We start from the raw sequence: 12283 nt of genomic DNA, 5'->3' as shown, positions 1-12283 counted from the left end.
CTTCTCCTCACTATTCTGCTTTTACCCATCGACCATCCTTTACCTGAAGAATAATGATATCTTCCGGCTTTAATCCCTGATGATCATCCGGGCTGAGATTAAAGATTCCGGTGGTTCCTACCAGGTTTTGTATTTTTTCCATATTTTCCCGAATTGTTTCCCGATTCACCTGATCTCCCGCCATTTCCATCGCCTTGGCCAAGAGCAGCATCGTATCGTAGGCCATGCCGTCAATCGGGCTTACACCCGTAAAGAACTTGGATTCAAAATCTTTTACATATTTCGTAAGCAGTTGTTTCTGCGGGTCGCTGTCCGGCAGTTGGTCCGCTATCCAGACTTTCCCGGAGGCAATGTACGTACCTTCTGCGGCCTTGGCTCCCGCCAGCTGCATGAACGCATTCGATCCCGCCCCGGCACTATAGATCAGCATCTGATCCATCTTCAATTCCCAGAAGTTGCGATTTACGATGGAAGCGGAAGGTGGAATGGCCCAAACAATCACGGCATCCGGATTTTTCGATTTGATCTTGGTCAACTGCGGCTTCATATCCTTGTCCCCGGCACCGAATTTTTCATTGGCCACGATGTTGATTCCGTAATCTTTTGCCACTTTTTCAAACGATTTCTTACCGCTTTCGCCGTAAGCGTTGTTCATAGACATAAAAGCAACATTCGTCTTCCCTTTTTCTTTTAAGAAAGAAGCAATACTATGCGAAATATCGTCGTTGTTGCTCGGTGTTTTAAAGATATACGGACGGTCTTTCGCAGGCTCTACAATCTCATCTCCTGAACCAACCGATACAAGCGTAACTTTCTGCTGGTTCATATAAGGGACAAGCGGCATCGTGGTCGGGGTTGTTCCTCCTCCAATGACCGCCAGCACCTGGTCTTCTTCCACCAGTTTCTTTGTCACCACGAGGGATTGCGTTTCACTTGATTCATTGTCATAAACAACCAGCTCAATCGGGACCCCATTGATGCCCCCCTTTTGATTGATTTGCTCGACTAACATTTCCACTGCATTCTTTTGTGGCACTCCCCAAACGGATGCAACTCCGGTCAGCTCCAGGTTAACGCCAATCTTATAAGACTTTGGCTTTTCCCCATTCGTCCCCTGGCTGCTGCTATTCCCGGTAGCCTGGGCTGATCCGCCGGTGCCTGGCTGTGTACTTCCTGAACAGGCGGCCATGCTGATGGCTAGTAAAAATACCATAAGAACGGCAAAAAGCATACGCACTCTTCTCATCCAAATCCCCCATTTGTTTTGAAATATAAAAACACCAGCAGAAAAGAAGCAGAAACAGTATGCCAGAAAATGCACACATCATTTCCATCTTCTTCCTGCTGGTGTTCTATCTACTAAGTCTAGGTCGGGCCCACAATCCCTTCCCACATAGATAATCCAGCCAAACCTGCATACTATTGGTTTGTGTTCTCATAATACAATAAATTATCAAAATATTGCAAGCGTTTTCGTAAAATCGTTTACGAATACTTCGTCATTTCACAATATCGATTATAAGCAGCCCGTACCGACTGAATGACCGCTTTTTGAGGCGGGACATAAAAGCGTTTCTCAATCTCCTCAATAATCGCGTCGATTCCGTTATGCACCGACTTGCCCTTTACCAGTGAACTGATAAATTCATTGGTGATTCCCATAATAAAGGTGAAGGATGCATCTACAATTCGATCATTTTCCTTATCAATGATTAATACGCAGCCGATAGTCTTATAAGTCTCATATAGTGTAGTTCCCTTAGGGAGCTGGGCAAAACCGGCTACCAAAACACAACTGGGATTTGATTTCCAATCCATACTTGTTCCATCTCCTTTATGATGAATGTGCACTTGTTGGAGTTATCATATCACCTCTATTCATATTTATATTAAATCTGGTTACATTTTTTCAAAAGATAACGATCGGTTGCACATTGTCACCCCCGGGATTTCATTGACCCGGGCCACCGAAAAAGAATGAACCCACCCCTTAGCGAATAGATCCCCTTTGAAAAAGTCGGCCAAGACCGCCTCGCAGGGAGTGCTAAGGAGTGGGGCAGTGATGTCGTTACACACCATGCCAGCAGAAAGCATGGGTAAGTTATTTCATCAGTTGTTTCACCAGTTCCCGATTGCGCTCTTTGAAGATTTCATTATGGGAAGAGACCATTCCAAATTGATCAGCATCAGGCTGGATAAATTGTTTTGCTTTGTTAACAGCGTTTGCAGCATCTTGAAAAGCGCCAGCGATCAGATTTAATTTCCCATCGTACTTCAAAATATCTCCGGCAGCGTAAAGGCCCGGTATCGAAGTTTCGCTATTCGCATTACCTGCAATATAAAAATCATCTGCGATTTCTATTTTCAATTCGCTATTTTGAAGCAATGTCATATCGCGTTCATAACCGTGACTAATAATCACTTCGTCGATTGGCAGATACGAAACCTCTCCTGTTTCATGATTGGTCAGTTCAACACGTTCTATTGATTCATGATTCGCACAAGCAATCAGTTTCGTAATCGTCGTATGAAAGAAACATACAGCCGTACTGTTCAACAGCTGCGTTACCTGCGCTTCATGTCCGGCAAAAGCATCTTTTCTGCAAGTTACATAAACCTTTTTGGCGACAGGCTCCAATTCATTTGCCCAATCGATTGCAGAGTTCCCTCCTCCTGAAATGATCACCGTTTTATCTTTGAAATACTTTAAAGACTTCACGGTGTAATGCAAATTCGTCACTTCAAATCTCTCTGCCCCTTCTATCTCCAGCTTTTGCGGAGTCAATATCCCGCTACCAATCGCAACAATGACTGTTTTCGAAAAATGCTTTTGGCCAGAGGCAGCTTCCAGCACAAAAATCCCTTCTTCATTACGGGCGATCGACACGATTTTTTCATTCAACACGACTTCCGGGTGAAACGTTAAGCCTTGCTCGACAAGCTGTTCCAGTAATTTTGCTCCAGGAGTGGGAGGCAGCCCGCCAACGTCCCAAATCATTTTCTCTGGATATACATGGATTTTCCCGCCTAATTGTGGTTGATATTCAATAAGCTTGGTTTTCATTTCCCGAAGTCCACTGTAAAAAGTGGAATAAAGCCCCGCAGGCCCTCCCCCAATCACGGTCACATCAAATAATTCTTCGTGATTCATTTCCGTCCACTCCTCGGCAGCCAAATAGAACTGATTATCATTCTCGATAAAATATACACCTTTTCCCCCGTTTCTACAACAAAAACGGTTGACAACCGGAAAAGATAAAATTATACTCTTTAAAGTCCGATATTGATAATCATTATCACCTTTTTTCGTTTTCCGACAAACGGAGGTTAATCATGGCTCGCCTATATACCGAAAACGTAAGCATTGGCTATGGTGATCGCTTCATCGTGAAAGATCTCAGCATCGAAATCCCAGATAAAAAAATCACCACCATTATCGGTCCGAATGGCTGCGGAAAATCTACGCTGTTAAAAGCCATAACCCGCATCATTTCACATCAAGCGGGGGCCGTCATTTTAGATGGAGCAAACATCGCCAAAGAAAACACAAAAGAACTCGCGAAAAAAATGGCCATTCTTCCCCAAACTCCGGAAAGTGCAAGCGGATTAACCGTCGGTGAACTCGTGTCCTATGGTCGCTTTCCCTATCAAAGAGGCTTCGGACGTTTAACCAAAAAAGATTATGAAGTAATTGACTGGGCACTTGAAGTCACAGGAACGAAAGACTTCAGGTTTCGTCCGGTAGATGCCCTGTCTGGAGGTCAACGTCAACGCGTTTGGATTGCCATGGCCCTTGCCCAGGAAACGGACATCATCTTTCTTGATGAACCGACCACCTATCTGGATATGGCGCACCAACTGGAGGTTTTGGAACTTTTACAAAAACTGAATATCGAACAGGGACGCACGATTGTCATGGTTCTTCATGACGTAAATCAAGCTGCCCGCTTCGCCGACTATATCATCGCCCTCAAAGATGGTGAAATCGTAAAAGCTGGCAATTGTGAAGATGTGATAAACCATGAGGTGCTAAAAAAAGTATTTCAGATTGATGCTGAAATCGGACGTGATCCCCGGACAAACAAACCAATCTGTGTTACCTACAATTTGATTAAAGGAGAATGAAGAAATGAAAAAAATATGGATTCCATTCATGCTGGTGTTGATGCTTATCGTCAGTGCTTGCAGCAGCCAGCCAGCAGGAGAAAAGGACAACGCAGCATTGCAGGACAATCAAAATAAATCGGAAACGATTATTTATCAATCTGAAAATGGCCCCATCGAAGTTCCTGCTCACCCCCAGCGCGTTGTTGTCCTCTCGTCATTCGCAGGTAATGTAATGGCTTTAGGCGTCAATCTGGTGGGTGTGGATTCATGGTCGAAAATGAACCCGCGTTTTCAGGACAAATTGAAAAATGTAGAAGAAGTATCCGATGAAAATCTGGAAAAAATTATCGAATTGCAGCCCGATTTAATCATTGGTTTATCCACAATTAAAAACGTTGATAAATTAAAACAAATTGCCCCTACCGTCACGTACACCTATGGAAAAGTAGATTACTTAACCCAACACTTGGAGATCGGCAAACTGCTGAACAAAGAAAAAGAAGCCCAAGCGTGGATTGATGATTTCAAAAAACGTGCCCAAGAAGCCGGGAAAGCCATTAAAGCGAAAATCGGTGAAAACGCAACGGTATCTGTCTTTGAAAACTTCGACAAACAGCTTTACGTTTTCGGCGATAACTGGGGCCGCGGCACAGAAATACTTTACCAGGAAATGAAGTTAAAAATGCCTGAAAAAGTTAAAGAGAAGGCTTTAAAAGATGGTTACTATGCAATCTCTTTGGAAGTTCTCCCTGAGTTTGCCGGAGATTATATAATTTTTAGCAAAAACAAAGATGCCGACAATTCATTCCAGGAAACAGATACGTATAAAAACATTCCGGCTGTGAAAAACAACCGCGTGTTTGAAGCAAATGCGAAAGAGTTCTACTTTAATGATCCATTAACGTTGGATTACCAGTTAGACTTTTTTACCAAAAGCTTTCTTCGTAACTAAGACTAGGTGAAGGGATTCTTGGTGTAAGAATTCCCTTTTCCTTTATTCTATGAAAGAAAAGATGAGAGACTGATGACGAAAGAAAATCAACGATCCATCCCGTTTGGCTATAAATTGATTGCCGGAATCCTTGCATTGATTGCCATGTTCGTTGTTGCCATGGTATTGGGAGCAGCAGAGACCAGTCCCAAAGATGTGTGGCTGGCGCTTACTTCTCATGCAGCAGGTGATAACCTTTCGCTCATTCGCGAAATTCGCCTGCCTCGTGAAATCGCGAGCATGTTGGTTGGAGCGGCATTGGCCGTTTCCGGTGCCATTATGCAGGGGATAACGAGAAACCCGCTGGCTGACCCTGGTTTACTTGGGTTAACGGCCGGTGCCCATACAGCACTGGCAATAACGATTGCATTTCTTCCTTCCGCCAATGATTTCTCTATCATGGTGGCTTGTTTTATGGGAGCCGCTGTCGGAGCCATGATGGTGTTCGGCATTGGTGCCATGAAAAAGGGCGGCTTTTCACCGCTTCGCATCGTATTGGCCGGCGCTGCCGTTTCCGCATTCCTCTACGCTCTCGCAGAAGGGATTGGCATTTCCTTCAAAATCTCAAAAGATGTATCCATGTGGACGGCAGGAGGACTGATTGGAACGTCCTGGGGTCAACTGCAAGTCATTGCTCCGTTTATTTTCATAGGGATCCTTATTTCTCTTTTACTCTCAAGGCAGCTGACCATCCTGAGTTTAAGCGAAGAAGTGGCCGTTGGATTAGGGCAAAAGACAACCCAAATAAAAGCCGCTCTGTTTTTCGTGATTATTCTGCTCGCCGGTGCGTCCGTTGCACTTGTCGGCAATATGGCATTCATCGGTCTCATGGTTCCTCACATGGTTCGTCCGGTTGTTGGAACGGATTACCGCTTTATCATACCCATGTCTGCAATTGCAGGGGCCTCATTTATGCTGTTAGCCGATACGCTTGGCCGTACCATCAATGCTCCGTATGAAACACCGCTGGTGGCCATTGTCGCCATGATCGGCTTGCCTTTCTTCCTGTCCATCGTGCGCAGAGAGGGGAAAGTATTCTCATGATTCAACCAGCAATCAGAAAAAAACAGCGAATGATGCTCTGCGTTTTTCTAGCGCTTATTGCAATTACCGTCGTTATCGGTATGGGAATGGGATATTCCTCCTTATCTTATGACAGATTGATTCCAACCCTTCTCGGTCAAGGTACGTTCAAAGAGGAATTTCTTTTATTTTCCGTTCGGTTGCCAAGAATCATCATTACCCTGTTGGCAGGAATGGCCCTCGCATTATCTGGTGCGATTTTACAAGGAATCACGCGAAATGATTTGGCTGATCCTGGTATTATCGGCATTAACTCGGGAGCAGGTGTGGCGATTGCCGTTTTCTATTTGTTTTTCCCCATAGAAGTAGGTTCATTTGTTTATCTGCTTCCATTTGTCGCTTTTGTCGGTGCTTTCCTAACCGTTTGCCTGATCTATGTATGTTCATACGTCAAACATGTCGGCCTTCAGCCAGTAAGATTAGTGTTAACTGGGTTCGGATTTTCCATGGCACTTTCTGGGGCCATGATCGTCCTCATTTCATCGGCTGAACGTACAAAGGTGGATTTTATCGCCAAATGGCTGGCTGGCAACATTTGGGGTACGGATTGGCCTTTTATTTGGGCAATCGTTCCATGGTTAGCGCTGCTCATTCCGTTTAGTTTATACAAAGCATATGCATTGAATCTCCTTGCACTAAACGAACCTGTGGCCATCGGCGTTGGTGTATCGCTTGAAAAGGAACGTCTCGTACTTCTTTTCACATCTGTTGCGCTGGCCGCTTCTGCCGTTTCTGTGACAGGGGGAATTTCCTTTGTCGGACTAATGGCTCCCCATATTGCCAAAGCTTTGGTAGGTCCTCGAAATCAACTGTCGATACCCCTCGCCATTCTGATTGGCGGATGGCTCTTGCTGCTTGCCGACACAATCGGCCGTCATGTCGTTGACCCTGAAGGCATTCCAGCAGGCATTATGGTCGCATTAATCGGTGGACCATATTTTATCTATTTGTTATTGAAAAAATAACCCTCTATCGCCGGTTAAAATTGACCCACCCCGGCGATTTTTTGTTGTTATTAAACCACTTTATTCAAAAAGTGATTACCAATAACCAGAGCAGATCTTCTCCTTACAGTTCGATCAACTCCGCTGATAAAGGAGCATATTGGAAAATGACATCATATGCATAATTTGATATTGATCATCTGCACAAGGGTTGCCCTGAAAGGCTACCCTTGTTTCGTCAAAAATTCTTTGTCCCAAAATATTCCGTTACTCATTTTTTGCATATCAATATCATTATTATGATAAAATAACATCAATAATAATGATAAAGGGAGGCATTATCATGCCATATATCCGTCCAATCTCTGATCTAAGAAACAATTTCAATGAAATTGCAGAAATTTGCCATCAAGAGGGTGAACCCGTCTTCATTACAAAGAATGGGCACGGCGATTTGGTGGTAATGAGTGTAGCACTTTATGAAAAACAGCAAGCTCTTCTTGAATTATATGCGAAGTTGGCGGAAGCGGAAGTGGAAAGCAAGTCCAAAGCTCCCAAAGTGTCACATGCAGAAGTCATGAGATCAATGAGGGAGAAGTTGAATGAGCAATAATCTTGAAATCAAGTATCTGCCTGTAGCAATGAAAGATTTAGAGGAAATCTTGTCATATATTGAACGGGATAATCCGCCTGCAGCGATGGCATTATTGGATAATCTTGATTCAACCATCTCAAAATTAGCTCAATTTCCCTACATGGGCAAAATCCCCAAAGATAACTATCTGTTACAAAAAGAATATCGAATTTTGGTCGTCGAAAATTATCTTGTTTTTTATGTAATCATGGAAGATATCATAGAGATACGGAGGATTCTTCACGGAAAAAGAAAATATGACTTTCTGTTGCGATGACTCCAGGCGGTGACGGAGGAGGCTCAACCATCCGTAAAGAGAAAGGAAAACGTTTCATCCGAATCAGGATATTCCCAGAGCCACTCCTCTCCATTATATTCCTTTTTCCGTTTTTCCCTTGCTTTTCTTTGACCTTCAACACTTTGCTTTACTTGTTTGACGTAATTCGCATCTAGCGACACGCCCAGCATCTGCAGTTCTTTTATTGCACAAAGCAAATCTACGCCAAAATGCTTCTTATACCCTTGCAAAACATTTTTTCCTGGGTATTTTGGCAGCCAATGTTTTGCAGCCTGCAGCCTCCGGATCTGTTTAACCGTTTATGTCGCGGTATGGACGTCTTTGCTTTTCTGTTAGACATCATCATCAATCCCCATTTCCCGCAGCATTCAATCATTTTTTCCTTTGCTTTTTCACAACTGGTACCCATAATTCATTCTTGTTTTCTTCTATCGGTAAATAGCATTCTATCGCGGGCAAATAAGCAAGGTCATAGGCTGAATTTGGTACCCACTCTGTATAGAGGCGTTTCCAGATTTCTTGAATGTCCTCTGGCGATCCTGGTGCTTCGAAAACCGCCCATGTGGATTCTGGAAAATCCATTTTCACCATACCTTCCGGAGGACTTTGATTAGAAACAACAGCTAGTATGTAGTCAAATTCTTCATTCTTGCCGAACTCTCCATTAGCACAGACCCCTAAAATCCCTCTTAACTTGTGGTTGACATTCCGAATCTCCCACAGTTCCTCAAAGACTCCTTTCTCTCTTGCACCGGCCCATATTCTAGGCACTATGCTAAAAGCATTTTCTGTGTTTACACGCTCTTTCCTACCAACAATCGTGAACCCGCTGATTTCTTCAATCCTGTAATTCATTTCCCCAACTCCTTTTATTGAGAGTTGAAAGGACTATTGCTGTTCTGAAGTTCAAAAGCCGCTAGCGTGACCCAATCCATCTTCACGATCATCCTCTCGCCATTCAATATACAGCATTTTACATTACATAGTCGTGCATTTCATGCACAATCATGCAAGGTCATACCATTCGCAAACCTGGCGCTACTTATAATACGTCTCGCCGCGGCCTCTTAAAAAAAAGAACCTTTGATCCAAAGGTAGATCAAAAGTTCATCGTAAAATTTCCATCCAAGGATTAGCTGTATACCAGTTCTCTTTCGGCTAGACCAAGCGTCTGAGAGGTTGATGCATGAATTTCATGCAGAAGATCCGGGTTTGCCACGAGTGACACGCCATAGGAAGGAATCATTTCTTTTATTTTCGGTTCCCACACTTTCATTTGTTGCGGGAAGCATTTTTCCAATACCTCCAGCATCACATGAACGGCAGTAGAAGCACCCGGAGAAGCGCCGAGCAACGCGGCTACCGAGCCGTCAGCCGCAGAAACAACTTCCGTACCAAATTGAAGTGTTCCTTTGCCTTCCTTTGTATCTTTAATCACTTGCACACGTTGGCCAGCTACCACGATATCCCAATCTTCACTTTTGGCGGTCGGAATAAACTCGCGCAATTCTTCCATGCGCTGTTCATTCGATAACATCACTTGCTCGATCAGATACTTTGTCAATGCCATCTCTTTGACGCCTGCCGCCAACATCGTCAAGACATTATCTATTTTAATGGAACGGATCAAATCGAAATAGGAACCCGTTTTCAAGAACTTTGGTGAGAAGCCGGCAAACGGTCCAAACAGTAATGTTTTTTGATTATCAATATATCTGGTATCCAGATGCGGAACAGACATGGGCGGCGCACCAACCTTAGCTTTCCCGTATACTTTTGCATGGTGCTTTGCCACAACGTCCGGATTTTTGCATACCATAAACAGGCCGCTTACCGGGAATCCGCCAATGCGTTTTGACTCTGGAATACCGGTTTTTTGCAGCAACGGCAGACTTCCGCCCCCCGCGCCGATAAAAATGAATTTTGCCGTATGGTATTCGATTGTACCGCTATCGATATCAAGCACTTTCACTTTCCACGAGCCGTCGCTCGCACGCTTAATATCCTGAACATGATGCTTGTAGTGGATCTCGACGTTTTGACTCTTCAAGTGGTCAATCAACATACGTGTTAACGCACCAAAGTTGACATCTGTTCCCGAGTCGATTTTCGTAGCCGCGATCGGTTCGTTCACGGTACGGCCTTCCATGATCAGCGGAAACCATTCTCTTAATTTGACAGGGTCATCAGAAAATTCCATTCCTTTAAACAGGGGGATGTTTGACAGTGCTTCAAAACGTTTTTTCAAAAACGCTACATTCTTTTCCCCTTGTACAAAACTCATATGAGGGATTGGCATGATAAAGTCCTGCGGATTCCGAATCAGGTTTCTGCTTACCAGATAAGACCAAAACTGTTTGGAAAGCTGAAATTGTTCATTAATTTTAATCGCTTTGCCAATATCTACAGACCCGTCAGATTTTTCGGGTGTATAGTTCAGCTCGCATAGTGCAGCATGGCCCGTACCTGCATTATTCCATTCATTTGAGCTTTCTTCCCCTGCGACTGCCAGTTTCTCAAACACTTTGATTTCCCACTCCGGTGCCAACTCTTTGAGCAATGTTCCCAAAGTCGCGCTCATGATACCGGCACCAATCAAGATAACGTCTGTTTTGTTTTGGCTGTTGCTCATGATGACTCCTTCCTCTTCCCCTATACTAGCTAAAAGTGTAGGGGCTCCTGCCTAGGCGTTACAAAAGGAAGGCCCCCACCTTGGAACACACCTTCTGTCTTAAATAGACCATTACATAGTCTATTATGATATTTATTGATTCAAATATCTACTATAATCTGATGGGGATAATCCATTTAAGAGCTGGTAATGATGGGAAGGCCGTCTGCGAAGGTCTGAAAACACGCAAAATCAACGCCTTAACCCGGCTTCTAGCAAGGGTTAAGGCGTTGATACTGACCCCATGAGAGATGGTAAACAGTCGTCAAGATGCGATGGGGGACAGCCACAGCGGCACGTTTGCCCTTCTTCGAGCGGCGATACGGTGATAGAGACTAGACGATAGGTATTCCATGTACGAGCGGCTGCCTTTCAAGCACTATTTCAAACTTCCACTTTACGATCACTTGTGATACGGTTCTCCGCGCTGTCTGTAACGGCAAGTTTTCCTTGATAGCAAATTTAGCCACCAGAAAAGGTGGCCTTAGGACAAGCTGTAATCAAAGTGTTTTTTTGCCTTTTGACATTCCAATATTATTCAAGTACAATTGAGTTGGAACTGAACCCGAGCAAGTCTCGGTAGTAGGCTCCCACCGGCCCATACTGGGCCTTTTTATTTTTTGTTTTCTATATATAAACAATACCATAAGGGTTATTTCGGGAAGCAACTTTACAAAGTGCATTGTTATACCTTTTAAAGTAGTTTTGTGCCGATTTAGATCGAATGTAGGAGTTTGGACAATGCATTTGGTAAAGAAAATAAGCATTAACATCGACAAGTTGATGAATGAAAGAGCTTGCAGAATCCTTGAAGTAAGGATCCTCAACAATGAGGTTAGTTTGTAACATCCTATAGCCGGGTGCCCCCATGTTAGGCACTGGATTATACCGCCTCATTCTTCTGACTAATCTGGTTAATTTTTTATTGTCTGTCTGATCAGGGATAATAATTGCCTTATCCCCCCTCTACCATTACCATCGGGGAAATTACCATATTGTATGGTGTTATCGATCCTTTGTATCAAACGATTCCAAGCCGTTTCAAAAACATCAAATGTTGGTGGCTTTCCCTGTTTACTTACGACAACATTAACTAAATTGATGTAACCTAGATGTTCTTGGAAATCTATTGCTCTCTTACAAATTTGAAGTCTGTTATGTTTAGGTATCCGAGCCAACTTCCCGGGCTTTGCAAAAAAGTTTGCAGCATGAATCTCTTCTCTCAACTTGAGACCGTAGAAATCCCTCATATAAATACGGAACTGAATAACATCATCCAAAAATCTTCTCCATTGTGATTCATGCACTACAAATGCACTTAGTACAAAATAAGGAGTAGGTGATCCTGTTAAACCAATATCTCCGCTCTCATCTACATAAACTAGGTACATAGTATTGGCCCCTAACACCTAAATCTTCAATCTCCTACCCATTATAGCAACTTGCGAGCAAATTCTACAAGACATACGACAATCTTCGCTTAGAGGCTGCTAAACATTTTACCTCTAATCCATTGAGGCTGACGATAAAGATTAAAAAGTAGACTAAAAAGGGG

Annotated in this window: 14 protein-coding genes; 6 read left to right on the top strand and 8 right to left on the bottom strand. The window is 43.6% G+C overall.

Features of this window, described 5'->3' with window-relative positions; all coding sequences use genetic code 11:
* Nucleotides 1–10: 10 nt before the first annotated feature.
* The 3 genes from G3578_RS13250 to G3578_RS13240 all read right to left on the bottom strand — a co-directional run bounded on the left by G3578_RS13250 (nt 11) and on the right by G3578_RS13240 (nt 3151).
* Nucleotides 11–1246 (bottom strand): ABC transporter substrate-binding protein, encoded by a 1236-nt coding sequence (locus G3578_RS13250; RefSeq protein WP_165213435.1) that lies wholly within the window; start codon nt 1244–1246, stop codon nt 11–13.
* 239 nt (nt 1247–1485) lie between these two features.
* A complete protein-coding gene (locus tag G3578_RS13245; protein WP_165213434.1) occupies nt 1486–1818 on the bottom strand; it encodes a DUF3870 domain-containing protein in 333 nt (110 codons plus the stop codon).
* Between the two features lie 283 nt (nt 1819–2101).
* Nucleotides 2102–3151, bottom strand: a complete 1050-nt coding sequence (locus tag G3578_RS13240) for an NAD(P)/FAD-dependent oxidoreductase (protein ID WP_165213432.1) — start codon at nt 3149–3151, stop codon at nt 2102–2104.
* Between the two features lie 182 nt (nt 3152–3333).
* Here G3578_RS13240 and G3578_RS13235 point away from each other — a divergent pair, with 182 nt between their 5' ends.
* From G3578_RS13235 to G3578_RS13210, 6 genes are all read left to right on the top strand, one after another.
* Nucleotides 3334–4125 (top strand): ABC transporter ATP-binding protein, encoded by a 792-nt coding sequence (locus tag G3578_RS13235; RefSeq protein WP_165213430.1) that lies wholly within the window; start codon nt 3334–3336, stop codon nt 4123–4125.
* A 4-nt stretch (nt 4126–4129) separates the two neighbouring features.
* Nucleotides 4130–5059: an iron-hydroxamate ABC transporter substrate-binding protein gene (locus tag G3578_RS13230; RefSeq protein WP_165213428.1), complete on the top strand. Its 930-nt coding sequence runs from the start codon at nt 4130–4132 to the stop codon at nt 5057–5059.
* A 72-nt stretch (nt 5060–5131) separates the two neighbouring features.
* Nucleotides 5132–6142 carry a FecCD family ABC transporter permease gene (locus tag G3578_RS13225; protein WP_165213426.1) on the top strand — a complete coding sequence of 337 codons (1011 nt, stop codon included), beginning with the start codon at nt 5132–5134 and terminating at the stop codon, nt 6140–6142.
* The gene (locus tag G3578_RS13220) at nt 6139–7146 is read left to right on the top strand and encodes a FecCD family ABC transporter permease (RefSeq protein ID WP_165213424.1); all 1008 of its coding nucleotides are present in this window, start codon (nt 6139–6141) and stop codon (nt 7144–7146) included. The genes G3578_RS13225 and G3578_RS13220 overlap by 4 nt, the downstream gene beginning before the upstream one ends.
* 322 nt (nt 7147–7468) lie before the next feature.
* Nucleotides 7469–7738, top strand: a complete 270-nt coding sequence (locus tag G3578_RS13215; RefSeq protein ID WP_165213422.1) for a type II toxin-antitoxin system prevent-host-death family antitoxin — start codon at nt 7469–7471, stop codon at nt 7736–7738.
* Entirely contained in the window at nt 7728–8036 is a 309-nt protein-coding gene (locus G3578_RS13210) for a type II toxin-antitoxin system RelE/ParE family toxin (RefSeq protein ID WP_165213420.1), read from the top strand. Before G3578_RS13215 ends, G3578_RS13210 begins: the two co-directional genes overlap by 11 nt.
* A 23-nt stretch (nt 8037–8059) precedes the next feature.
* Here G3578_RS13210 and G3578_RS13205 read toward each other — a convergent pair whose 3' ends face one another.
* From G3578_RS13205 to G3578_RS13190, 5 genes are all read right to left on the bottom strand, one after another.
* Entirely contained in the window at nt 8060–8287 is a 228-nt protein-coding gene (locus tag G3578_RS13205; protein ID WP_165213418.1) for a hypothetical protein, read from the bottom strand.
* A gap of 142 nt (nt 8288–8429) precedes the next feature.
* Nucleotides 8430–8912, bottom strand: a complete 483-nt coding sequence (locus G3578_RS13200; RefSeq protein WP_165213416.1) for a GyrI-like domain-containing protein — start codon at nt 8910–8912, stop codon at nt 8430–8432.
* A 277-nt stretch (nt 8913–9189) separates the two neighbouring features.
* Complete coding sequence (locus tag G3578_RS13195) at nt 9190–10689, bottom strand: malate:quinone oxidoreductase (protein ID WP_165213414.1); 1500 nt, start codon at nt 10687–10689, stop codon at nt 9190–9192.
* Nucleotides 10690–11355: 666 nt separating this feature from the next.
* Nucleotides 11356–11673 (bottom strand): hypothetical protein, encoded by a 318-nt coding sequence (locus tag G3578_RS21400; protein WP_481752744.1) that lies wholly within the window; start codon nt 11671–11673, stop codon nt 11356–11358.
* Nucleotides 11643–12137, bottom strand: coding sequence for a DUF3800 domain-containing protein (locus G3578_RS13190; protein ID WP_165213412.1), 495 nt, complete (start codon nt 12135–12137; stop codon nt 11643–11645). The genes G3578_RS21400 and G3578_RS13190 overlap by 31 nt, the downstream gene beginning before the upstream one ends.
* Between the last annotated feature and the right edge of the window lie 146 nt (nt 12138–12283).

Source organism: Brevibacillus sp. SYP-B805, assembly GCF_011059135.1.
In the GTDB taxonomy this organism is placed as follows: Bacteria; Bacillota; Bacilli; order Brevibacillales; family Brevibacillaceae; genus Brevibacillus_F.
This window is presented reverse-complemented; position numbering and strand designations above follow the sequence as displayed.

Bases quoted from the DNA above. Each gene is read 5' to 3' on its own strand.
- G3578_RS13250 (WP_165213435.1), bottom strand. From the start codon at position 1,246: ATGAGAAGAGTGCGTATGCTTTTTGCCGTTCTTATGGTATTTTTACTA.
- G3578_RS13245 (WP_165213434.1), bottom strand. From the start codon at position 1,818: ATGGATTGGAAATCAAATCCCAGTTGTGTTTTGGTAGCCGGTTTTGCC.
- G3578_RS13240 (WP_165213432.1), bottom strand. From the start codon at position 3,151: ATGAATCACGAAGAATTATTTGATGTGACCGTGATTGGGGGAGGGCCT.
- G3578_RS13235 (WP_165213430.1), top strand. From the start codon at position 3,334: ATGGCTCGCCTATATACCGAAAACGTAAGCATTGGCTATGGTGATCGC.
- G3578_RS13230 (WP_165213428.1), top strand. From the start codon at position 4,130: ATGAAAAAAATATGGATTCCATTCATGCTGGTGTTGATGCTTATCGTC.
- G3578_RS13225 (WP_165213426.1), top strand. From the start codon at position 5,132: ATGACGAAAGAAAATCAACGATCCATCCCGTTTGGCTATAAATTGATT.
- G3578_RS13220 (WP_165213424.1), top strand. From the start codon at position 6,139: ATGATTCAACCAGCAATCAGAAAAAAACAGCGAATGATGCTCTGCGTT.
- G3578_RS13215 (WP_165213422.1), top strand. From the start codon at position 7,469: ATGCCATATATCCGTCCAATCTCTGATCTAAGAAACAATTTCAATGAA.
- G3578_RS13210 (WP_165213420.1), top strand. From the start codon at position 7,728: ATGAGCAATAATCTTGAAATCAAGTATCTGCCTGTAGCAATGAAAGAT.
- G3578_RS13200 (WP_165213416.1), bottom strand. From the start codon at position 8,912: ATGAATTACAGGATTGAAGAAATCAGCGGGTTCACGATTGTTGGTAGG.
- G3578_RS13195 (WP_165213414.1), bottom strand. From the start codon at position 10,689: ATGAGCAACAGCCAAAACAAAACAGACGTTATCTTGATTGGTGCCGGT.